At 72.1% G+C, this 22,312-nt stretch carries 17 protein-coding genes and 1 riboswitch; of the genes, 11 read left to right on the forward strand and 6 right to left on the reverse strand.

Going from position 1 to position 22,312, the window contains the following annotated elements:
* Positions 1-81: 81 nt before the first annotated feature.
* Complete coding sequence (locus tag ADJ73_RS06885; RefSeq protein WP_050347657.1) at positions 82-477, forward strand: hypothetical protein; 396 nt, start codon at positions 82-84, stop codon at positions 475-477.
* Between the two features lie 3 nt (positions 478-480).
* On the opposite strand, the gene ADJ73_RS06890 is transcribed toward ADJ73_RS06885, so the two are convergent.
* Positions 481-795, reverse strand: coding sequence for a DUF4235 domain-containing protein (locus tag ADJ73_RS06890; RefSeq protein ID WP_082176797.1), 315 nt, complete (start codon positions 793-795; stop codon positions 481-483).
* A gap of 37 nt (positions 796-832) precedes the next feature.
* Positions 833-938: riboswitch (TPP riboswitch) on the forward strand.
* 44 nt (positions 939-982) lie between these two features.
* Between ADJ73_RS06890 and ADJ73_RS06895 the strand changes: the two genes are divergently transcribed.
* Positions 983-1,633 carry an ECF transporter S component gene (locus ADJ73_RS06895; RefSeq protein WP_082177125.1) on the forward strand — a complete coding sequence of 217 codons (651 nt, stop codon included), beginning with the start codon at positions 983-985 and terminating at the stop codon, positions 1,631-1,633.
* Complete coding sequence (locus tag ADJ73_RS06900; RefSeq protein ID WP_050347659.1) at positions 1,614-3,917, forward strand: ATP-binding cassette domain-containing protein; 2,304 nt, start codon at positions 1,614-1,616, stop codon at positions 3,915-3,917. The genes ADJ73_RS06895 and ADJ73_RS06900 overlap by 20 nt, the downstream gene beginning before the upstream one ends.
* 55 nt (positions 3,918-3,972) lie before the next feature.
* Here the strand turns inward: ADJ73_RS06900 and ADJ73_RS06905 are convergent, their stop codons facing one another.
* Positions 3,973-4,869 carry an LPXTG cell wall anchor domain-containing protein gene (locus ADJ73_RS06905; protein WP_050347660.1) on the reverse strand — a complete coding sequence of 299 codons (897 nt, stop codon included), beginning with the start codon at positions 4,867-4,869 and terminating at the stop codon, positions 3,973-3,975.
* A complete protein-coding gene (locus tag ADJ73_RS06910; RefSeq protein ID WP_050347661.1) occupies positions 4,866-5,972 on the reverse strand; it encodes a signal peptidase I in 1,107 nt (368 codons plus the stop codon). The genes ADJ73_RS06905 and ADJ73_RS06910 overlap by 4 nt, the downstream gene beginning before the upstream one ends.
* A 400-nt stretch (positions 5,973-6,372) precedes the next feature.
* Between ADJ73_RS06910 and ADJ73_RS06915 the strand changes: the two genes are divergently transcribed.
* Entirely contained in the window at positions 6,373-7,200 is an 828-nt protein-coding gene (locus ADJ73_RS06915) for a helix-turn-helix transcriptional regulator (RefSeq protein WP_050347662.1), read from the forward strand.
* Between the two features lie 121 nt (positions 7,201-7,321).
* Here ADJ73_RS06915 and ADJ73_RS06920 read toward each other — a convergent pair whose 3' ends face one another.
* Complete coding sequence (locus tag ADJ73_RS06920; RefSeq protein WP_050347663.1) at positions 7,322-8,719, reverse strand: MFS transporter; 1,398 nt, start codon at positions 8,717-8,719, stop codon at positions 7,322-7,324.
* A gap of 97 nt (positions 8,720-8,816) precedes the next feature.
* Positions 8,817-10,148: an MFS transporter gene (locus tag ADJ73_RS06925; RefSeq protein WP_050347664.1), complete on the reverse strand. Its 1,332-nt coding sequence runs from the start codon at positions 10,146-10,148 to the stop codon at positions 8,817-8,819.
* Between the two features lie 236 nt (positions 10,149-10,384).
* Here ADJ73_RS06925 and ADJ73_RS06930 point away from each other — a divergent pair, with 236 nt between their 5' ends.
* The 7 genes from ADJ73_RS06930 to ADJ73_RS06960 all read left to right on the forward strand — a co-directional run bounded on the left by ADJ73_RS06930 (position 10,385) and on the right by ADJ73_RS06960 (position 19,853).
* Positions 10,385-11,260 carry a helix-turn-helix transcriptional regulator gene (locus tag ADJ73_RS06930; RefSeq protein WP_050347665.1) on the forward strand — a complete coding sequence of 292 codons (876 nt, stop codon included), beginning with the start codon at positions 10,385-10,387 and terminating at the stop codon, positions 11,258-11,260.
* On the forward strand, positions 11,257-14,997 hold the full coding sequence (locus tag ADJ73_RS06935) for a nitrate reductase subunit alpha (protein WP_050347666.1): 3,741 nt from the start codon (positions 11,257-11,259) through the stop codon (positions 14,995-14,997). Before ADJ73_RS06930 ends, ADJ73_RS06935 begins: the two co-directional genes overlap by 4 nt.
* Before the next feature lies 1 nt (position 14,998).
* Positions 14,999-16,804, forward strand: a complete 1,806-nt coding sequence (gene narH / locus ADJ73_RS06940) for a nitrate reductase subunit beta (RefSeq protein WP_082176799.1) — start codon at positions 14,999-15,001, stop codon at positions 16,802-16,804.
* Positions 16,801-17,532 (forward strand): nitrate reductase molybdenum cofactor assembly chaperone, encoded by a 732-nt coding sequence (narJ, locus tag ADJ73_RS06945; protein WP_082176800.1) that lies wholly within the window; start codon positions 16,801-16,803, stop codon positions 17,530-17,532. Before narH ends, narJ begins: the two co-directional genes overlap by 4 nt.
* The gene (narI, locus tag ADJ73_RS06950) at positions 17,529-18,281 is read left to right on the forward strand and encodes a respiratory nitrate reductase subunit gamma (protein ID WP_050347667.1); all 753 of its coding nucleotides are present in this window, start codon (positions 17,529-17,531) and stop codon (positions 18,279-18,281) included. The genes narJ and narI overlap by 4 nt, the downstream gene beginning before the upstream one ends.
* A gap of 283 nt (positions 18,282-18,564) precedes the next feature.
* A complete protein-coding gene (locus ADJ73_RS06955; RefSeq protein WP_050347668.1) occupies positions 18,565-18,897 on the forward strand; it encodes a GNAT family N-acetyltransferase in 333 nt (110 codons plus the stop codon).
* Positions 18,894-19,853: a pirin family protein gene (locus ADJ73_RS06960; RefSeq protein WP_050347669.1), complete on the forward strand. Its 960-nt coding sequence runs from the start codon at positions 18,894-18,896 to the stop codon at positions 19,851-19,853. The genes ADJ73_RS06955 and ADJ73_RS06960 overlap by 4 nt, the downstream gene beginning before the upstream one ends.
* A gap of 85 nt (positions 19,854-19,938) precedes the next feature.
* Here ADJ73_RS06960 and ADJ73_RS06965 read toward each other — a convergent pair whose 3' ends face one another.
* On the reverse strand, positions 19,939-22,149 hold the full coding sequence (locus tag ADJ73_RS06965; protein ID WP_050349296.1) for an alpha-galactosidase: 2,211 nt from the start codon (positions 22,147-22,149) through the stop codon (positions 19,939-19,941).
* Between the last annotated feature and the right edge of the window lie 163 nt (positions 22,150-22,312).

Here is a 22,312-nt window from a genome sequence, read left to right on the forward strand (position 1 = left end):
ACCGGCAGGCGGGACCGGGGCCCGACCGACCGGACAGGGTCCAGGGTCTGCGCCTAGCCTGAGGTCAGGAGGTGGGGAACCGTGAGAGGTGAACGCGGGCACCTGGCGCACCTGCGGGAGCAGCTCGACCGGCTGGACCGGCGGAGCAGCGACCTGGTGGGGGCGCTCGGGTGGGACATCGACGTGTGGCTCGGCCGCGCGGTGCGCTCGGCCCGCGCGGCCCTGGACCGGCCCGGCCTCGCCACCGACCCCGAGGCCCTCGCCCGGACCACCCAGATCCTCCTGCGCGACCTGCCGGGCGCGCTCGCCGCGGCCCAGGACCCCGGCGAGCCGGACGTCGTGCGCCGCCGGCTGCAGCTGGCGTCGCTGCTCGCGGCCCTCACCGCCGAGCTGGGGGCCCTGGCACGCGTCGACGCCGCCCCCACGCGGGGGGCGGCCTCGGGGCAACCTCGGGATCAGGCCGTGCTCGGGCCCTGACCGTCAGGCCTTGTTGGTGCGGGCGTCGATCTGGGCCTGCAGGTCCACGTCACCCAGGTCGTGGCTCTGGCGCTTGACCGCCGCGACGTAGCCCTTGGCGGTCTGCCGCTGCGCCACGAGGCGCGCGATGCCGATCACCAGGCCGGAGAACGCCGCGAACGCGAGCGCCTCCTTCCAGTCCACCTCGGGGTTGGTGGGGTCGGAGGGGGCTTCCTTGCCCGTGGCCTTCTGCCAGCCAGAGTTGACGATCTTGTTGGCGACGACGCCCGCGAGCATGGCGGCACCCGTCCCGATGAGCTTCCACACGTTAGGTCCCATGCGTTGAGTCTCACACGATTTTCGAGGTAGCGTCACGTTTCAACGACAGGGGAGCGCAGATTGCGCTGAGAGTGCGGACAGATCCGCAGACCCTCGAACCTGATCCGGTTAGCACCGGCGAAGGGAGTCGAGCTTCTCGAGGTGCCCGCGGGTGCCTTCCCTCTTGGTGACCGCCAGGAGATCTCGTATGACGTCCACCGCTATCCCCACCCCCACCCGCTCCGGCTGGTCGGTCCTCGCGCGCCGACCGCTGCTGTCCTGGCGGGGGATCGACCTCGTCGTCGGGGCCGTCCTCGCCGTCGCCCTGGGCGTGGCGTTCTGGGGCTGGGACACCTTCCTCTACCCCTTCGTCGGCCGCGCGGCCGACGTCTACCTCCCCATCGGGTCGCTGGTGCTCGGCGTCTGGCTGCTGCCGGCGGTCGCGGGCGCGCTGCTGATCCGGCGTCCCGGGGCGGCGCTCTACGTCGAGCTCGTCGCGGCGTCCGTCGAGGCCCTGCTCGGCAACAAGTGGGGGATCCTCGTGCTGGTCTCCGGGGTGCTGCAGGGGCTCGGCGTCGAGCTGGCCGTCGCCCTGTGGCGGTGGCGTCGCTTCGACCTGACCGCGGCGGTGGCCGGCGGCGTGCTGGCGGCGGTCCTGGAGATCTGCGCCTACGAGTGGTGGGCCTACGCGCCGGACCTGGCGTGGCCGCACAAGCTCGTCTACCTGGCCTTCGGCCTGATCTCGGGGGCCCTGATCGCCGGTGTCGGCGGCCGGGCCCTGGTGGCCGCGCTCGCGCGGTCCGGCGCCGTCGACGCCTTCCCCCCGGCCCAGGAAGCCCGTGAGTCGCACCTCCGCTGACCTGCCCGGCCTCGACGAGGGCCCGAGGGGGGCTCTCGTCGAGGTCGAGACCCTCACCTGGCGGCCCTACGGCGCCGCGGCCGCGGTCCTCGACGAGGTGACGCTGCAGGTGGAGCCCGGGGACCGGGTGCTGCTCGCCGGCGCCTCAGGATCCGGCAAGTCCACGCTGCTGCGGGCCCTGGCCGGCGTGCTCGAGGACACCGGGGGCGGTGAGCTCAGCGGCTCGGTCTCCATCTCCGGATGTGTCTCCGGCTCCGGCTCTCTCTCCGGCCCCGGGCAGGTCGGCCTGCTGCTGCAGGACCCGGGCGATGCCGTGGTCGCCCGGACCGTGGGTCGGGACGTCGCCTTCGGCCCCGAGTGCGCCGGGGTGCCGCGCGACGCGACCTGGGCGCGGGTGCACGCCGCGCTCGACGCGGTCACCTTCCCGTATGCCGCCTCCCACGAGACCCGGGCGCTGTCCGGCGGGGAGACCCAACGCCTCGCCCTCGCCGGCGTCCTGGCGCTGCGCCCGGGGCTGCTGCTGCTCGACGAGCCGTGCTCGATGCTCGACCCCGACGCGGCCCGCGCGGTGCGCGACGCGGTCGTCGCAGCCGTGTCGGCCTCGGGGGCGACGCTCGTCGTGGTCGAGCACCGGCTCGAGCACTGGATGGACGTCTGCGACCGGCTGCTGGTGCTGGGCGACGGGGGCCGCGTCGTGGCCGACGGCCCGCTGCGACCGATGCTGGCGGAGCAGGGCGCGGCGCTCGCGGCGCGGGGTCTGTGGGTGCCGGGGGTCGCGGCGCCGCAGCCGCTGCGGGTCCCCACCGACCTGGTCGGCACCGACGACCCGGTCCTCGTGCAGGCGCGCCTGGACCGCGTCGAACGCGCCGTCCAGCCCGGGCTCGCGTCGTGGCAGGTCGAGCACCCGCCGCGCGTCGCCGTGAGCTCGGTGTCCCTGCAGGCCCGGCCGGGCGAGGTCGTGGCCCTGACCGGAGCCTCCGGGGCGGGCAAGTCGACGGTCCTGGCCTGCCTGGGCGGGCTCCTCGCACCGACGGCGGGCGAGGTCTCCCTGAGCGTGCCGGACCGCGCGGCGGCCAGCGGTCCCGACAGCCGTCCCGGCCTCGGTCCCGACAGCGCTCTCGATCAGCCTCGCACCTCGGCGGGGGACGCCGCGCACCTCGGCTGGGTGGCGCAGCGCCCGGACCTGCCGATCGTCGCGCGCACCGTGTGGGACGAGTCCCTCGCCACGGCCCGGGCCCTCGGCCTCGAGGACGACGCGGCCCGCGACCGGGCGTACGCCCTCCTGGACCTCGTCGGGCTGGGGGAGCGCCACGCCTCGGACCCCCACGCGCTGTCGGGCGGCGGGCAGCGGCGGCTCTCGATCGTTGCCGCCCTCGTCCACCGCCCGGGGCTGCTGCTGCTGGACGAGCCCACGGTGGGGCAGGACCGCCAGACCTGGGCGGTGGTGGCCGGGCTGGCGGCGGCGCACGCCGCGGGTGGCGGGACCGTGGTGATGGCCAGCCACGACCGGGACCTCGTCGCCCACGCGTCGCGCGAGCAGCCCCTCGCGCGGCCGGGCGGCCCCGTCGCGGAGCCGCGGCGTCGGGGGCAGGGGTTGGCGGCATACGCCTCGCCGTTGCCGTTGCTGCTGCTGAGCGTCGTCGCCGCGGTGGTCGGGCTGGCGCTGCCGGGCGTCGCGGCCGGCTTCGGGGTGCTGGGGGTGGAGCTGCTGGTCCTGCTCGCGCTGTGCGGGCTGCGGTGGCCGCAACCGGTGCTCCGGCTGGTCCCGCTCGCGATCGGCGCCGTGTCCCTGTGGTGGAGCAACTGGCTGTGGTCCGAGGCCCGCGACCCCGTCGCGGCGCTCCTGCCCGCCCTGCGGATGACGACCGCCGCGCTGCCCGGCGTCGTCCTGGCCGGATACCTCGAACCCTTCGCGCTCGGCGACGCGCTCGGGCAACGCCTGCACCTGCCGGCGCGGCCGGTGGTGGCGGCCACCGTGGCGCTGCAGCGGTTCGACGAGCTGCGGGCGACCGTGGGAGAGCTGCGCGCCGTGCGCCGGGTGCGGGGCGTGCTGGGCCGGGGGGTGCGGGACGCGGCGGGGCTGACCTTCGCGCTGCTGGTCCTGGCGCTGCGGCAGGCAGGTCGTATGGCGGTCGCGATGGAGGCACGCGGCTTCTCGTCGGCGGTGATGCGCTCCGGCGGCCGGACCTGGGCCGAGCCGGCGCGGTGGGGTCGCACCGACCTCGGGGTGGTGGCTAGCGCGCTGCTGGTCCTGCTGGCTGGGGCCGTGGGTCACCTGGCGTGATCGCGCCGTCGCCGGGTCCGCCGGGGGCTCACCAGTGATGACGATGGGCCAGGGCTCAGGGGGCGTCGGCGGGTGCGGGAGCTGCGTCGTCGTCACGGCGGCGCCGGCGTGCCAGGACCAGCAGCAGAATGCCGAGCGCGGTCGCCCCACCTCCCGCCAGGAGCAGGACGATCACCTCGGCGCCCGTGTGCGCCAGCGCGCCGGCCAGGGGGCTCGACGCGGAGCTGAAAGCATCGGGTGCCGCGTTGCGCGTGCCGCGGCTCGCGCGCGCGCCTCCAGCCTGGCCCTGACGGTGGGCGCCCCCGCTCGGCTCGCGCCCAGGGGCCGCTCCCTCGCCCGGGACGGCCGGGCTCACGGGTGAGGGGATGCCCTTGTCTCCGGTCGAAGGCGCCATCGCCAGGGAGACCGTGATGGGGGTGTCCCACACGCAGTCTTCTCCCTCGGCACTTCGGGTGCTGGACGGAAGCAAGGCGGCCAGCTCGACGCGCACGACGCGACCGGGTGCCACCGTAGCCGTCGCGAGCTCCGTCGCGGTCGTGCTCAGCGCCGCCACCGTCGGGTCGGTGGCTGAAGGGGCGGCAGGTCCGTCGATGCCTGCAGCGACCCTCAACAGGTTGGCGACCTTCCCTTCGCTGGCGAGCGGGTCGGGCAGCGAGGACAGGCTCAGCACCGCTGTGTCCGGCGAGGCGTTCTTGACGTAGAACGTGCCGGTCACAGGCTTGCCGGGGGCGATGCGATGGCCAGCGGGGAAGATGCCACCAGCCAGGGTGGAACCCCACGGCCCGTTGGGACTCGACGACACCCTGAGGTAGACCAGCTCGTTGCTGGCGACGACGGCGCCCGTGGGGCGCGGCGTGCCGAGGGCGGCAGCCGTGCTCCCGGAGGTCAGCGGGGTCAGGGTTGTTGCTGCGATCCCCAGCGCGGCCGCGGCGGCGCGGGCCCGGCGGGTCATGGCGCGTCCTGCGGCGGGGCGTCTGCGTCGGCGACGGCGGCAGGCTGCTGGACCCGACGGGAGCGCAGCAGGCCGAGGAGCTGCCAGAGGGCGTAGGCGAAGAGGGCGCCGGCGACGACGACGATGCCGCGGGACTTCTGGTCGCGGTTGAGGGCGTTGGCCAGGTAGCCGACCTTGGGCAGGTGGTAGACCACGACGCCCCGGATCTGCTTGACGGTCTTGACCTCGAGGTCCTCGCTGGGGTTGTGGGCGCCCTTGGTCTTGACGTGGTGAACGCCCTCGCTGTCCACGGACACCGACGTGATCCGGTGCGTCACCAGGCTGTTGTCGCCCGGGCGGGGCAGGAACGTGATCACGTCGCCGCGCTGCAGCGACGCGACGTCCTGCTCGGACTCGACGCGCTTGACGATGACCTGCGAGCCGATCGGGATCGTGGGCTCCATGGAGCCGGACAGGACCGTGAGCGGTACCCAGTGCATGACCATCGGTATGACGACCGTGAGGGCCAGCAGGCCGAGGGCGATCGTGGCGAGGCCACCGACGACGACGGAGATCGCGAGGCGGACCGGCGCCGGCAGGGCGGGGCGGGTGATGCGCCGGGCGCCGCGCGTGGCGGGGGCGGTGGTGCTCATCAGTAACCCTGCATGCCGGCCCAGCGTGGTGTTCTCGGCGTCGGTGCCGTTGGCGTTGCCGGTGGCGTAGGGCAGCGTGATCGTCACGACGACGTCGTCGGTGCCGTTCTTCGCCGGGGTGAGCGGGTTGGCGATGGCGGTGCCGCCCTGGGAGATGGCGGTCGTCGAGGTGACGTAGGTCGCCATGGACCCGGTCAGGGCAGAGTTGTCCAGCGCCAGGTTGGCCTTGAGGTTGGTGCCCACCAGGTCCGTGGTGACGGTGGTCTTGTAGGTGACGGTGTCGCCCGGGATCATCTTGAAGGTGGCCGGGTCGATGGTGGCGCCGTTCTGGTCGGTCCACGCGGCGGCGCCGACGGTCCAGTTGAGGTGACCGGCGGTGACGGCGCCGGTGCCGATCGTGGTCTTCTCGTACCAGTTGGCGAAGGTGCCGCCGCCACCGGCCAGCAGCGCGACGCCGAGGGCGCCGGCCACGAGGGCCTTCTTGGTGCGGGAGGACTGCTTCGGCTGGGCGAGGGTGGCGGTGCTCAGCCTGGTGGTCTTCCTTCGTGGTCATGGGGGGTGGTTTGTGGCTTCGGGGGCCGTTGTTTCATGCGGCTCGACACCTACGGTCAACGATTGGTTACGGGTGATCAACGACAGGATGTGATGTCCCCCCGTGTGGCTTAATGCCCGCGCGGCATGTCTGGGTGTGCCCGTGATCCACCCCACTCCTGCCCAGCCGGACCCGGACAAGGCACATTCGGACGTGAACGGACGCTCACCTTCGGGCAGTCCGCTCACCCTGGTTCCTGAGCGATGTGACGCGTGGTGGCGCGACCACGCGAGTACCCTCGGTAGTCATCACTAGCCCGCGCCCACCACGGAGGACACCGTGCCCAAGGAACGCGCCGACCTGCTGTCCTCCGGGGTTCGCCGGCAGATCACCAACCTCATCACCGCGGCGCCGGACCGGTGGACCGCTCTGCAGCTCGCCGACGAGCTGCAGCTGCACGTCACGACGGTGAGGTTCCACCTCGACCAGCTCGAGCAGGCCGGGGTCATCGACTCGCAGCCGGAGCGCCGGGACCGGCCCGGGCGGCCGCGCAAGGTCTATCGACGCAGCAGCGACGAGGTGCCCGTCAACACGGCGGCCTACGTGATCCTCGCCGACGTGCTCGCCGCGACCCTCGCGACGCAGGACGACAGCGACGCCCGCGCCGAGGCCGCGGACCGGGCCGGCGCCGCGTGGGTCGCCGCCCACCTCTCGGGGACGCCGCGCGAGGCGGTCGACACCCCGCCGGACGCCACCGGCGTGGTCGACGCGCGCCGGGCCCCGGCGACGACCGCCCAGACCCGGCAGGGGGCGATCCCCGTGAAGCCGCTGCTCGACACCCTGGCGCAGTGGGGATACCCGCGCGAGACGGTGACCGTCGAGGGCGACCCCGCGACCCGGTGCCAGGCGACGCTGACCTTCTGCCCGATGATCGACGCGGCGCGCCGCCACCCCGACGTGGTGTGCGGCATCCACCTGGGCCTGGTGCGGGGTGCGCTCGAGCAGCTCGGCGTGGCCGACCCGGCGGTCCGGGTCACCCCGATGGTGACCCCCGGGGTGTGCACCGTCGACATGAGCACCGCCGACGCGGGCGCCGACGCCGTGACCGACGGCCTCGACCTGGTCCACGTCCGCCGGGGCGACGCCACCCCACCGGCCCCTGCCTGAGCCCGAGCGGCCAGGGCCGCCCGTTCGACGGCCCACGAAGGGCCAGGCCGGCGGTGCGGCGGCATACGGCGAAGGGCCGGTCACCCGAGGTGACCGGCCCTTGACCGTGGCGAGTGCGGGATCAGCCCGGCTTGGGCGCACCCGGACGGGCGTAGCGCATCCACGTGACCGCGGTGCACATCACGGCCCACAGGACGCCGACCCAGTAGAACGCGGTGGCACCCATCATGCCGATGCCGAGGGCGAAGAAGAACGGCCCGAACGCGGCGATGGCGGCGGTCCAGCCGATGACGCCACCGGCCTGGCGCTTCTCGAAGATCATCGGCATCTGCTTGAAGGTCGAGGCGTTGCCGATCCCGGCGAACAGGAAGATCAGGAACATCCCGATCAGGAACTGCCGGAAGTCACCCTGCAGCGCCGCCGCGGAGGAGGTGTCGGGCGTCAGCGCGGGGATCGTGTAGATGATCGAGGCGATCAGGCCGATGCCGGAGATGAGCGTCCAGATCGCGCCGCCCATCTTGTCGGTCAGCGGGGAGAAGAGCACGCGGGCACCGGCGCCGATCAGCGGGCCCCAGAAGACCCAGCTCACCGGGTCGGGCACGGAGTAACCCTGGACCAGGATCTGCGCTGAGGCCCCGGTGCCCTTGACGATGGCGGCGTTGCCCGAGCCGTAGAGGTTGCCCAGGAGCAGGCCGAACTGTGCCGACAGGCCGGAGAAGGTGCCGAAGGTCATGATGTAGATGAGCGTCATCCACCAGGTGTCCTGGTTGCCGAAGATGTCGAACTGCTGGCGGACGTTGGCCTTGACCGGCACCGACTTGAGCGCCGTCCAGGCCCACAGGGCGCCGATGACGATCAGCGGCAGCCAGATGAAGGCGGCGTTCTGGAACCACACCTCCTTGCTCGGCTTGCCGGGGACCTTCATCGCCTGCGAGCCGCCGAGGAAGCCGATCATCGAGAAGCCGATGAGCCACGGCGTGAGCAGCTGCACCAGGGAGACGCCGAAGTTGCCGATCCCGGCCTGCAGGCCGAGCGCGGTGCCCTGCATGCGCCGGGGGAAGAAGTAGGACGTGGAGGGCATGAAGCCGGAGAACGCGCCGCCGCCGATGCCGGCCAGGAAGGCCAGGACCATGAGCTCCCAGTAGGGGGCGGAGGGGTTCTGGACGCGCACGCCCCACCCGAGGATCGGGAAGAACAGCAGCAGCGTGGTCAGGGCGACCATCTTGCGGGTGCCCATGATGGGCGGCAGGACCATCCACACGATGCGCAGCAGACCGGCGGCGAGGCCGGGCATCGCGGACATCCAGTAGAGCTCGGTCTTGGTGAAGGTGTAGCCGAGGGCATTGAGCTTGGGGATGATCGCGCTGGGGAGGAACCACGCGACGAAGCACATGGTCAGCGTGAACGTCGTGATCCACAGGGTGCGCCAGGCGAGAGCCTTGTCCCAGGTCTGGTCGTTCTCCGGGTCCCAGGACTGCAGCCACTCACCTCCTTGGCGGGCGGTGCTTGCGGTGCTCATCGTTGGTCGTCTCTCTCGTCGTGATGAGGTGGGACGTCTCGACCGTATGGCGGGACGCGGCTTGGTGGGGGTGCGGTCGGGCGACGCGCCGGACCGCTCAGGCGGTGGCGGGGGCGTGGTCGAACTGGTGGGCGAGGTGGGGGGACTGCTGGTGCAGCATCCGGACGATGGTCAGGTGCATCCAGGCCAGGCAGATCGCGGTCAGCACGAACAGGACGAAGAAGGTGCTCGACGGGAAGCCGGACCAGGCCTTGCTGTAGGAGAACAGCGGCGGGAGGAAGAAGCCGCCGAGGCCGCCGAGCATGCCGACCAGGCCGCCGACCGAGCCGACGTTGTCGGGGAAGTACTCCGGGATGTGCTTGTAGACGGCGGCCTTGCCGACGCCCATGGCGCAGCCGAGCAGGAAGACGATCAGCGTGAACGGCACGATCCCAAGGCTGTAGGCGAGGTGCTCGGTCTGCCGGCCGTCGGGGTGGCTGACGACGAGGTGCCCGGCGGGCATCATCAGCACGCCGGTGGTGGCCAGCATCATCCAGAAGGTGCCGTACATCGCCTTGCGGGCGCCGAAGCGGTCGGAGAACCAGCCGCCGACCGGGCGCAGCAGCGACGCGGGGAAGATGAACAGCGCCGTCAGCAGCCCGGCGTTGGTCAGCGAGACCCCGAAGGTGTCCTGGTAGTAGTTGGGCAGGGTGCTCGACAGGGCGACGTAGGCGCCGAACACGGCCACGTAGTAGAGGCTGAAGCGCCAGACGCGGACCTGCCGCAGCGGGGCCAGCATCTCCGCGATGGGCTTGCTCGCCCCCGGCATCCGGTCCTCCCGGGGGGTGCCGAACCACGTGAGCGCCGCGAGCACCACCAGCAGCACGGCGTAGATCACGGGGATCAGCCGCCAGCCGCCCTTGACGACACCGAGGTAGGTCGCGCCGGCGGTCCCGAGGATCAGCGGGGGCCCGATGAACTTCGTCACCGAGGCGCCCACGTTGCCGGCCCCGAAGAGGCCGAGGGCGAAGCCCTGCCGGGCGCGGGTGAACCAGGCGGAGTTCCACGCGATGCCCACGGAGAAGGAGTTGCCGGCGAAGCCCACGAGGAAGGCGAGCAGCAGCAGCATCGCGTAGGACCGCGCCTGGGAGACCAGGTAGGCCGGGACAGCGCTCGCGAGCAGCAGCGCCGTCATGACCTTGCGGCCGCCGATGCGGTCGGTGATCATCCCGGCGGGCAGCCGCCACATGGAGCCGTTGAGGATGGCGGCGGCCAGGATCCAGGAGTACTGCTCCTCGGACAGGTGCAGCTCGGCCCGGATCGGCTTCTGCAGGATCCCGAACATCATCCACACCGCGAACATCACGGTGAAGCCGATGGTGGACCAGGTCAGGACGCGGTTGGCGCCGCGGGGCAGCTGCTCTGCCGCTGTCGTGGCGGGTGTGCTCACGGGTCTCTCCTGAGAGTTAAGAGGACTAGCTCGGGTGGTGCCTCGGCCGCTGCTGACCGCTGCTCCCGGAGGCGGGACTGAAGCGATTAGCGGACGACCTCACCAGTGAGTTTGGCACATGCCTCGAATTAAGAGGGGGGCACCCCCCACCTTTAGCGGTGTCCCGGGTGCATGGTTAGACTGTCGGTGTTCCTCAGTTTGGAGGACGACCACCCCGAGGTTGGAGGAGAGGTGCCATGGCGCAGCCGGCCACCCGCCCCGCCCCGGCCCTGCGGCGCAGCGGCCCGGTCGCCGCGTGGGGGCCCGACGCGGGGGACCGCCCCAGCCTGCTGGCGCCGTCGATGCGCCGACGCATCATCGACGTGCTGGCCGCCGCCCCGCTGACGGTGCATGGTCGGCCGGGCCTGTCGGCGCAGGAGATCGCGACCCGCGTCGACGTGCACGTGACGACCGCGAGGTTCCACCTCGAGGTGCTCCTGGACGCCCACGTGGTCGAGGCGCGCGCCGAGCGGCGCGGCGCCGTGGGTCGGCCCCGCAAGCTCTACCACCTGGTCTCCGCCGGGGTCCGGCTCGACCCGGCCCACCGCGAGCTCTCCTCGCTGGTCACCTCCACGTGGGGGCTGCCGGAGCCGCAGGGCTCGACGACGATGTTCCCGCTGGCGCGGGACTGGGCCCGCGAGCACGCCGACGTGGACCCGACGCCGTGGGCGCCCGCGGACACGCCCGGCCAGTGGCTGCGCACCGCCGAGCAGGTCGTGGCGGTCATGGAGGCGTGGGGGTTCCGGCACGACATCGCCCTTGTCGACGGGGGCCGGGAGGTGGCGCTCACGCTGACCGCGGCGCCCTTCCTCGCGATCGCCGCGCGGCACGCCCCGGTGCTCTACGCCTTCCGGCGTGGCCTGCTCACCGGCGTGCTGGAGCGGCTGGGCGAGCCCGACGTCGAGATCACGCTCGTCCCGCACGACGACATCGCGGTCACCACGGCACGGCTCGTGACCGCGACGCCGCTCCGGCATACGGTGAGGGCACTCTCGGCCAGCCCGGTGCACCCAGGCGCCCCCTCGTCTCGCCCCCGACCCCGACGCTCCACCAACCGCAGGAGAGATGCATGAGCACGTCCACCACCCGCGGAGGTCGAGGCCCCTCAGGCATCGACAGCCCTCTCGCCGAGGCTCTGGTCGGCACCCGCCGGTTCTTCACCAAGGCGACGGTCAGCCCCGACCAGCGCGCGATCTACGAGATCGGGGGCCGCAAGGCCGACGCGTTCTACCGCGACCGCTGGAGCCACGACAAGGTCGTCCGCTCCACCCACGGCGTCAACTGCACCGGCTCCTGCTCGTGGAAGGTCTACGTCAAGGACGGGATCATCACCTGGGAGGCGCAGCAGACGGACTACCCGTCGACCGGCGGGGACCGGCCGGAGTACGAGCCCCGCGGCTGTCCCCGCGGCGCCGCCTTCTCCTGGTACACCTACAGCCCGACGCGGGTCCGCTACCCCTACATCCGCGGCGTCCTGCTGGACATGTACCGCCAGGCCAAGCAGGAGTACACCGACCCGGTGCTCGCGTGGGCCTCGATCATGCAGGACGAGACCAAGCGGCGCCGCTACCAGAGCGCCCGCGGCAAGGGCGGCCTGGTCCGGGCCAGCTGGGGCGAGGCTGCCGAGATGGTCGCGGCCGCCAACGTCTACACCGTCAAGCGCTGGGGCCCGGACCGCATCGCCGGCTTCTCCCCGATCCCCGCGATGTCGATGGTGTCCTACGCCTCCGGGGCCCGCTTCACCGAGCTCATCGGCGGCACCATGCTGTCCTTCTACGACTGGTATGCCGACCTCCCGGTCGCCTCTCCCCAGATGTTCGGCGACCAGACCGACGTCCCGGAGTCCGGCGACTGGTGGGACGCCGGCTACCTGATGATGTGGGGCTCCAACGTCCCGCTGACCCGCACCCCGGACGCGCACTGGATGACCGAGGCGCGCTACCGGGGCCAGAAGGTCGTGGTCGTGTCCCCCGACTACGCCGAGAACGTCAAGTTCGCCGACGAGTGGATGCCCGCCGCTCCCGGCACCGACGCGGCGCTCGCCATGGCGATGGGCCACGTGATCCTGCGCGAGTTCTTCGTCGACCGGCCCGTGGAGTTCTTCCGCGACTACACGAGCACCTACACCGACCTGCCCTACCTGGTGTGGCTGGACCGCAGCGACGAGACCGGCGAGACCGTCTGGACCCCCGGCAAGTTCGCGGTGGCCGGAGACGTCGCGGGCGGCCCGGAGGCCGACTCCGAGAACTCCATGTGGAAGCCCATGCTCGTCGACGAGACCACCGGCGAGGTCGTCGTGCCGCGCGGCTCGCTCGGGCACCGCTTCGGCGAGGAGGGCGTCGGGCAGTGGAACCTCGACCTCGGCGACGTGCGCCCCGCGCTGTCGCTGCTCGGCGACGCGGCCGAGACGGTGGAGGTGTCGCTGCCGCGCTTCGACGCACTGGACGGGCAGTCGACCCTGACCCGCCGCGGCGTGCCGGTGCGCCGGCTCGGTGACGGCTACGTCACCACGGTCTTCGACCTGATGCTGGCGCAGTACGGCGTCGCCCGCCCCGGCCTGCCCGGCGAGTGGCCGACCGGCTACGACGACGTCGAGGGCGCCTACACCCCGGCGTGGCAGGAGGACATCACCGGCGTCCCGGCCGAGCAGTGCACCCGGATCGCGCGGGAGTTCGCGCAGAACGCCGTCGACACCACGGGCCGCTCGATGATCCTCATGGGCGCCGGCACCAACCACTGGTACCACTCCGACCTGATCTACCGCGCGATGCTGGTGCTCACCACGATCACCGGCTGCCAGGGCCGCAACGGCGGCGGCTGGGCGCACTACGTCGGGCAGGAGAAGGTGCGCCCGTTGATGGGCTTCCAGCACATGGCGTTCGCGCTGGACTGGGCGCGCCCGCCGCGCCACATGATCCAGACCGCCTACTGGTACCTCCACACCAGCCAGTACCGCTACGACACCTACACCGCCAACGACATCGGCGCCGGCCGCGGCGCGTTCCCCGGCAAGACCGTCGCCGACCTGGTCGCGCAGTCCGCCCGGCTCGGCTGGATGCCGAGCTACCCGACCTTCAACCGCTCCTCGATCCAGCTGCCCGACGAGGCCGAGGCGGCGGGGATGGAGGTCCCGGCATACGTCGTGGACCAGCTGAAGAAGGGTGAGCTCAGCTTCGCCGCCGAGGACCCCGAGGCGGAGGAGAACTGGCCGCGGATCCTGATGCTGTGGCGCGCCAACCTCTTCGGCTCCTCGGCCAAGGGCGACGAGTACTTCCTCAAGCACCTGCTCGGCACCGACCACGGGGTCAACGCGACCGAGGCGACGCCCGACAAGCGGCCCGCCGACGTGGTGTGGCCCGAGGTGGCCCCCGAGGGCAAGCTGGACCTGCTCATGACCATCGACTTCCGCATGACCAGCTCGACGCTGCTGTCCGACGTCGTGCTCCCCGCGGCCACGTGGTACGAGAAGAACGACATCAACACCACGGACATGCACCCCTTCATCCACTCGTTCAACCCGGCGATCGCTCCGCCGTGGCAGAGCCGGACCGACTGGGACGCCTTCGTCACCATCGCCAAGGAGTTCAGCGAGCTCGCCAGGACCCACCTCGGGACCCGGCGCGACCTGGTGGCCAAGCCGCTGTGGCACGACACCCCCGAGGCCATGGCCACGGTGCACGGCCGGGTGCTGGACTGGAAGACCGGCGAGTGCGAGCCGGTGCCGGGCAAGACCCTGCCGGTGCTGGCGGTGGTCGAGCGCGACTACACCCAGGTCTACGACAAGCTCGTCTCCGTCGGGCCGCTGCTGGAGAAGGTCGGCACCGTGTGCAAGGGCGTCACCTACGACGTCAAGCGCGAGGTCGAGTGGCTGCGCCGCAAGAACGGCACCGTCCACGGCGGCGTCGGCGACGGCCAGCCCCGCCTCGACACCGCGGTCCAGGCCGCGGAGATGATCATGGCGCTGTCCGGCACCACCAACGGGCACGTCGCGACCCAGGGCTTCAAGACCCTGGAGAAGCGCACCGGCCACCAGATGCACGACCTGGCGGCCGAGCACGAGGGCAAGCAGATCACGTATGCCGACACCGTGGCCGCCCCGGTCCCGGTCATCACCTCCCCGGAGTGGTCGGGCTCGGAGTCCGGCGGCCGGCGCTACAGCCCCTTCACGATCAACATCGAGCGCCTCAAGCCGTTCCACACCCTGACCGGGCGGCAGCAGTTCTACGTCGACCACGACTGGCTGCAGCGGATGGGCGAGGCCCTGCCGACCTACCGCCCGCCGCTCAACATGACCCAGCTCTTCGGCGAGCGCCCCGTCGGCGAGGTCGAGGCGGGCGCGGACGGCGTCGGCGTGTCGGTGTCCGTGCGCTACCTGACCCCGCACAACAAGTGGTCGATCCACTCGGAGTACCAGGACAACCTCTTCATGCTGTCGCTGGGTCGCGGCGGGCAGTCGGTGTGGATGTCCGACAAGGACGCCGCCAAGATCGGGGTCCGCGACAACGACTGGATCGAGCTGGTCAACCGCAACGGCGTGGTCGCCTCCCGGGTGATCGTGACCCACCGCATGCCCGAGGGCACGATCTACATGCCCCACGCCCAGGACCGGCTGATCGACGTGCCGCTCACCGAGCACAACGGCAAGCGCGGCGGCATCCACAACTCCATGACCCGGATCATGGTCAAGCCCAGCCACATCATCGGCGGCTACGCGCAGCTGTCCTACTTCTTCAACTACATCGGGCCCACCGGCAACAACCGCGACGAGGTCACGATCATCCGCAAGCGCTCGCAGAAGGTGGAGTACTGATATGCGTGTCATGGCCCAGATGGCGATGGTCATGAACCTCGACAAGTGCATCGGGTGCCACACCTGCTCGGTCACCTGCAAGCAGGCGTGGACCAACCGCTCGGGCACGGAGTACGTCTGGTTCAACAACGTCGAGACGAGGCCCGGGCTGGGCTACCCGCGCCGCTACGAGGACCAGGAGGAGTGGCAGGGCGGCTGGGTGCTCGGCGCCAACGGCAGGCTCAAGCTGCGCGCCGGCGGCCGCTTCAAGAAGCTCCTCAACATCTTCGTCAACCCCAAGATGCCCTCGATCCAGGACTACTACGAGCCCTGGACCTACGACTACGAGACGCTGCTCAACGCCCCCGCGGACCAGAAGACCTTCCCGGTCGCCCGACCGCACTCGCTGATCAGCGGCAAGCCGATGAACATCTCCTGGTCGGCCAACTGGGACGACGACCTCGGCGGCTCGATAGAGACGCTGCACCAGGACGTGATGCTCAAGGGCATCGAGGACAAGGTGAAGACCGACCTCGAGTCGACCTTCATGTTCTACCTGCCGCGCATCTGCGAGCACTGCCTCAACCCCTCGTGCGCGGCGAGCTGCCCGTCGGGCGCGATCTACAAGCGCGAGGAGGACGGCATCGTCCTCGTCGACCAGGAGCAGTGCCGCGGCTGGCGCATGTGCATCTCCGGCTGCCCCTACAAGAAGGTCTACTTCAACCACAAGACCGGCAAGGCCGAGAAGTGCACCTTCTGCTTCCCGCGCATCGAGGTCGGCATCCCGACCGTGTGCTCGGAGACCTGCGTGGGGCGGCTGCGCTACATCGGGCTGGTCCTGTATGACGCCGACCGGGTCCTCGAGGCCGCGTCGACGCCCGACGACCGCGACCTCTACGAGGCGCAGCGGTCGGTCTTCCTCGACCCCCGCGACCCCGCGGTGATCGCGGAGGCCGAGCGGGCCGGCATACCGGGGGACTGGATCATGGCCGCGCAGAAGTCACCGGTCTACCGGCTGATCAACGACTACAAGGTGGCGCTGCCGCTGCACCCGGAGTACCGCACCATGCCGATGGTCTGGTACATCCCGCCGCTGTCGCCGGTCGTCGACGCCATCGCCGGGTCCGGCCACGACGGTGAGGACAAGGACAACCTCTTCAACGCCATCGAGACGCTGCGGATCCCGGTGGAGTACCTCGCCAACTTGTTCACCGCCGGCGACGTCAGGCCCGTCGACGGCGTGCTGCGCAAGCTCGCGGCGATGCGCTCCTACATGCGCGACATCAACCTCGGGCGCGACCCGCGGGCCGAGATCCCGGCCGCCGTGGGCATGGCCGAGGAGGACATGTACGACATGTTCCGGCTGCTGGCGCTGGCCAAGTACGACGAGCGCTATGTCATCCCGACGGCGCACGCCGAGGAGGCGCACGCCCTGGAGGAGCTGGCCACCGAGTGCTCGGTCAGCGACTACCAGGTCGGCAACCAGGGTGCCTTCGGCGAGGGGTCGGGCGCCCTGACCCCCATCGCGGTGGAGAACTTCCAGATGCTGCAGGCGCGGCAGACCTCCGACACCCTCGTCGGCGGCGGCTCCAAGGCCGGCCGGGTCAACCTGCTCAACTGGGACGGCAAGGGGATGCCCGAGGGGCTCTTCCCCGGAGGGCCGACCGGCCCGGAGTCCGGCTCCCGGCACCTTGGCGCGGCCGCCGGCGGCACGCTCGGCGCCGGGGTCACCGAGGAGGCGCTGCGCGAGGGCGAGGGCATGCCGATGGGCGCCGACCCCAGCCGCTCGCGCGACAGCGGCGCCATCCCGCCGGAGGAGATCCGGTGAGGCTCGCGCTGCGGCGCCGCAAGCAGGCGGCGCTGCCGGTCGGCACCGACGAGATGCGGGCCGCGTGGCAGTGCGCGTCGCTGCTGCTCGGCTACCCCGACGACCAGCTGCTCGGACACCTGCCGGTGCTGCGCGAGACCGTCGCGCAGCTGCCGGCGCCGGTGGGCGAGCCGCTCGGCCGGGTCGTGCGGACCATCGAGACGGCCGTCGACGCGGGGGAGCTGGACGCCCTGCAGAAGCGGTACGTCGACACCTTCGACTACACCCGCCGGTGCGCGCCCTACCTCACCTACTTCGCGCACGGCGACACCCGCAAGCGCGGCATGGCCCTCGTGCAGTTCAAGCAGGCCTACCGCCGCGCCGGCGTCGAGATCGGCGACGACGAGCTGCCCGACCATCTCTCGGTGGTGCTGGAGTTCGGCGCCACCGTCGACCTCGAGGCCGCCCTCAAGCTCGTGCTCGACCACCGGGACGGGCTCGAGGTCCTGCGCCTCGCGCTGCTCGACCGCGGCGTGCCGTGGGCCGACGTCCTCGTGGGCGTGTGCGCCACGCTGCCCGAGCTCGACGGCGACGAACAGACCGCCGTCGCGCGGCTGATCGCGCAGGGCCCCCCGGCGGAGGACGTGGGGCTGGCGCCATACGAGATCGACCCGCGGCTCAACCCGCACCCGCACGAAGACCCGACCGTGGAAGACCTGGTCACGACCCTGCAAGGAGGGCGCTCATGAACACCCTGCTCTGGGTGGTGTTCCCCTACATCTGCCTGACGATCTTCGTCGTCGGCCACTTCTGGCGGTACAAGTACGACAAGTTCGGCTGGACCACGCGCTCGAGCCAGCTCTACGAGGACCGGCTGCTGCGCTGGGGCTCGCCGATGTTCCACTTCGGCATCCTCTTCGTCGTGATGGGCCACATCATGGGCCTGCTCGTCCCCAAGTCGTGGACCGACGCGGTGGGGCTGAGCCAGGAGGTCTACCACTTCCTGGCCGTGTCGGTCGGGCTGCTCGCCGGCTTCCTGACGCTGGCGGGCATCGCGATCCTGATCTACCGCCGCCGCACCACCGGGCCGGTCTTCTCCGCGACGACGCCCATGGACAAGGTCATGTACGTCTTCCTCGTGGTCGTGATCCTGCTCGGCCTGGCCAACACCCTCGGCTGGCACGCCCCCGGCATCAACAACCTCGGCGGGCCGGCGGAGCACTACAACTACCGCGAGGGCGTCTCGATCTGGTACCGCCAGTTCCTGACCTTCCACCCCGACGCGGACCTCATGGCTGCGGCGCCGCTCGGCTTCCAGCTGCACACGCTCGTCGCGTGCCTCCTCTTCGCGCTGTGGCCGTTCACGCGCCTGGTGCACGTCTTCTCGGCGCCGCTCGGCTACCTCACCCGCCCCTACATCGTCTACCGGTCGCGCGACGTGCGGACCGGTCGTGGGGTCGGCAACCGGGCTCCCGCCCGTGGCTGGGAGCGCGTCTGACGCACCCGGCTCCACCCAGACCCCGAGGCCCCCGCGAGTCCCCCTCCGCGGGGGCCTCGGCACGCCTGGGCCCCGGACCCCCGCCCCCCTCACCCCGTTGAGAGGCGACAGATGGGGGTCATTTCGACCGGAATGACCCCCATCTGTCGCCTCTCAACACGGGGCCGTCGGCCCGCGGCCCGCGAGGATGCGGCCCGAGGCGTATGGCGAGAGGCTGGGACCCTGACGCCCGCTCCGGCAGCAGCCGCCGCCCCGCGTGACCCGACCCACCCGAGGAGATCCCATGACCGACGTCCAGGTCGTCGACAACCCCGCCGAGCACCGCTTCGAGGCGCGGGTGGCGGGCGCGCTCGCCGGCGTCGCGGAGTACCAGCTGACCGACCAGCTCATCGTCTTCACCCACACCGAGGTCGACCCGGCCCACGAGGGCACGGGGGTGGGGAGCGCCCTCGCGCGTCACGCGCTGGACCAGGTCCGGGAGCGTGGCGATCGGCAGGTGATGCCGCTGTGCCCCTTCATCAAGGGCTGGATCGCCAAGCACCCCGACTACGTCCCGCTGGTCTACGGCGCCGCGCACGGCGAGGGTCCCGGCGGCGGGGACGGTGCCGCGTCGTGACCGACGTGTCGGTCCTCGCGGCGCGCGAGGTGCCCCTCGGCGGGCCCCGCGCCATGGAGGTGCGCCGCACCCTGCCCCACCGGGAGCGCACCACGGTGGGGGCCTGGTGCTTCGCCGACCACTACGGGCCGCAGCGCGTCGGTGAGGGCAACGCGGGTGGCATGGACGTGCCGCCGCACCCGCACACGGGGCTCGCCACGGTGTCGTGGCTCTTCGAGGGCGAGATCGAGCACCGCGACTCGGCAGGCGTCGTCGCGCCGGTCCGTCCGGGGGAGGTCAACCTGATGTCCGCCGGGCACGGCATCGCCCACTCGGAGGTGTCCACGCCCGCCACGCCCGTGCTCCACGGGGTCCAGCTGTGGGTCGTCCTGCCGCGCGCCGGCCGGTCGGGGTCGCGCGACTTCCAGCACCACGCTCCGGTCGTGGCGGACCTGCCCGGGGGTGCGGGGACGGCGCGGGTCTTCGTCGGCGCCCTCGCGGGGGTGGACGCGTCGCCCGTCCGCACCGCCACCCCCCTGCTGGGGGCCCAGCTGGACCTGGAGCCCGGTGCGACGGTGACGTTGCGCGTGGACCCCACCTTCGAGCACGGCGTGCTGCTGGATCGCGGTGAGCTGCAGCTCGAGGGCGCCCCGGTGCCGTATGCCGCCCTCGGCATCGTCGACGCCGGCCCCACGACGCTGCGGCTCGTCGCCGGCGCGGACGGCGCCCGGGCGGTGCTGCTCGGCGGGGAACCCTTCGAGGAGGAGTTCGTCATGTGGTGGAACTTCATCGGCTCCGACCACGACGACGTCTCCGCCGCACGGGACGAGTGGGAGGCGGCGGGGGAGCGGTTCGGGCAGGTCCCGGACTATGTGGGCGAGGTGCCGCGGCTGCCCGCGCCCCCGCTGCCACCGGTGCGGTTGCGTCCCCGCGGCCGCAGGGGTCGGAGCGTGACCGAGGCGCCGGCCGCGTCGTGACAGCCGCGTTGTGACAGCCGCGTCGTGACAGTCGCGTCGTGACGGCCGCGTCGCTGCGCGGCCGCCCCGGGGTGAGGCGGTGCCGTCAGTCCGTCGTCAGGTGCAGGATCACGATCTCGTCGGGGGACAGGGCGGGCGCCTCCACCCCCACCGCCTGCAGCGAGCGACCGCGCAGCAGCACGCCCTCGGGGCCGGGCCACCAGGCGGGCGATTGCGGCATACCGTGCGGTGGGCGACTGGGCGTGACATCCCGGACCCGGTACCGGCGGTCGGGGTCGAGCCCGGCCAGGCGCATCCGGCCGACCGGGTCGACGATGGCGCGGCCGGTCGACACGACGGCGAAAAGGGCCTCGTCCTGGGCCGGTGAGACGACGCCGTGGACGTGGAGCTCGGGCACGACGTCGTCCAGCCGGACCACGGTGCCCGAGTGCAGCAGGTCGCGGTGCCGCTGGTAGAAGGCGACCCAGTCGCCGAGCTCGGCCAGCTCGACGTCGGAGGCGCGCGCGAGGTCCCACTCGATGCCGAGGTGTCCCCAGACGGCGGTGCCGGCGCGGAAGTGCAGGCTGTGGCTGCGCCCCGTGGTGTGCGAGGCGCCCGATGCGACGTGGGAGCCCATGAGCTCCGGCGGGATCAGCTGCTGGGTCCAGCGGTGCATGCTCTGCCGCTCGAGGGGGTCGATGCAGTCCGAGGTCCACACGCGGTCGGTGTGCTCGAGGACGGCGAGGTCGACGCGCGCGCCGCCCGAGCTGCACGACTCGATCTCCAGCCCCGGGAAGCGGTCCCGCAGCTCTGCCATGAGCCGGTAGGCCGCGAGCGTCTGCTCGTGCACGCCCGCGCGCCCGGTGGGCGCGGTGCCGGCGTCGACGAGGTCGCGGTTGTGGTCCCACTTGAGGTAGCCGATGTCGTAGGCCTCCAGCACCGCCACCATCTGGTCGCGCACGTGGGCGTAGGCCTGCGGGATGCCGAGGTTGAGCACCTGCTGGTGGCGGCTCTCGACGGGGATCCGGTTGCCCGTGGCCATGATCCACTCGGGGTGGGCGCGGGCGACGTCGCTGTCGAGGTTGACCATCTCGGGCTCGAACCACAGCCCGAACTCCATGCCCAGGGCCGTGACGTGGTCGACGAGGGGACCCAGGCCGTCCGGCCACATGTCGGGGGAGACGACCCAGTCGCCGAGTCCGGCGTGGTCGTCGCGACGCGCGCCGAACCACCCGTCGTCCAGGACGAATCGCTCGACGCCGAGGGCGGCGGCACGGTCAGCGAGGTCGACGAGGCGCGCTAGGTCGTGGTCGAAGTAGACCGCCTCCCAGACGTTGAGCGTGACCTTGCGGGGGGTCTGCGGGTGTGTCGGTCGCGACCGCAACCAGCCGTGGAAGCGCGCGGCCTGGTCGTCCAGGCCGTCGCCATACGCGCCGAAGACCCAAGGGGTGCAGGAGGACTCGCCGGGGGAGAGTCTCCCCTCGCCGGGGAGGAGCAGCTCGGAGCCGCCGATCACGGTGCGGCCGTTGAAGAGTCGCTCGGCCCAGTGGCGGTGGTTGCCGGACCAGGCGGTGTGGACGCCCCACACCTCGCCCTGCCGGAAGCCGAATCCCCTGGCGCCCGTGGAGAGCACGTAGGCGGCGTCGGCGCCGGTGCGGCCCTTGCGCCCCTCGCGCAGGTGCTGGCCGACGGTGAATCCCTTGCGCTGGGGGGCGCGTTCGGTGCCCCAGTGGCCGGCGAGGTCGAGGATCTCGGTGGCGTGGTTGGGGACCGGCAGAGTGAGGGCGAGCTCGTCGAGGGCGTAGTCGGTGTCACCGTCGTTGGTCACGGTGGCGCGGGTCCGCACGAGTCCCGTGGGGAGCAGGTCGATCTCGAGCGTCAGGCCGAGGCGCGCCTCGTCGTCGGCGGCGGTGACGTGGAGCGTGCCGGCTCCCAGCGTGGAGAGCGTGCCGTATGCCGCCGCGGCCGCCGCCTCGCTGGTGCGGGTCTCGGCCGCGGTCACCGTGAAGCGGGGTGACCAGCCCGACCCGTCCTCGCGGCTGCCACTGATGCCCGGGCGTCCCGTCCACCCGGTGTGGTGCTCGGGCAGGACCGCGACCCGGACGGGGACGTCGACGTCGTTGCCGCCGCGGCCGTAGGTCGTGGCCCGGACCAGCGTCGCGGCCTCCTCGGCGTCCAGGTCGGGCAGCGCGGCGCCCCAGTGGGCGATCGACGGGAGGCGGGCGTCGGACAGGTCGACGAGCAGGGACACGCCGCCGCTCGTGAGGTGGACCTGGCAGGGCTGCTCGGGCCCGATGGTCAGGCTGGTGGGAGGCATGCCCACCAGCCTGTCACCTCGCGGCGTCACCGCCACCCGAGTCCGCCCCTCGTCGCCCTACGCGCCCCGCGGCGTCGCCATACGCTCCCCGCGGCGTCGCCATTGGTCACCAATGCACGATTCCGGGGTGATTTGATCGTTCATGCCAGTCATTGGTGACCAA

The sequence above is a fragment of the Arsenicicoccus sp. oral taxon 190 genome, from assembly GCF_001189535.1.
GTDB lineage: Bacteria > Actinomycetota > Actinomycetes > Actinomycetales > Dermatophilaceae > Arsenicicoccus.

Bases quoted from the DNA above. Each gene is read 5' to 3' on its own strand.
- ADJ73_RS06890 (WP_082176797.1), bottom strand. From the start codon at position 795: ATGGGACCTAACGTGTGGAAGCTCATCGGGACGGGTGCCGCCATGCTC.
- ADJ73_RS06895 (WP_082177125.1), top strand. From the start codon at position 983: ATGACGTCCACCGCTATCCCCACCCCCACCCGCTCCGGCTGGTCGGTC.
- ADJ73_RS06905 (WP_050347660.1), bottom strand. From the start codon at position 4,869: ATGACCCGCCGGGCCCGCGCCGCCGCGGCCGCGCTGGGGATCGCAGCA.
- ADJ73_RS06920 (WP_050347663.1), bottom strand. From the start codon at position 8,719: ATGAGCACCGCAAGCACCGCCCGCCAAGGAGGTGAGTGGCTGCAGTCC.
- ADJ73_RS06930 (WP_050347665.1), top strand. From the start codon at position 10,385: ATGGCGCAGCCGGCCACCCGCCCCGCCCCGGCCCTGCGGCGCAGCGGC.
- ADJ73_RS06935 (WP_050347666.1), top strand. From the start codon at position 11,257: ATGAGCACGTCCACCACCCGCGGAGGTCGAGGCCCCTCAGGCATCGAC.
- narH (WP_082176799.1), top strand. From the start codon at position 14,999: ATGCGTGTCATGGCCCAGATGGCGATGGTCATGAACCTCGACAAGTGC.
- narI (WP_050347667.1), top strand. From the start codon at position 17,529: ATGAACACCCTGCTCTGGGTGGTGTTCCCCTACATCTGCCTGACGATC.
- ADJ73_RS06955 (WP_050347668.1), top strand. From the start codon at position 18,565: ATGACCGACGTCCAGGTCGTCGACAACCCCGCCGAGCACCGCTTCGAG.
- ADJ73_RS06965 (WP_050349296.1), bottom strand. From the start codon at position 22,149: ATGCCTCCCACCAGCCTGACCATCGGGCCCGAGCAGCCCTGCCAGGTC.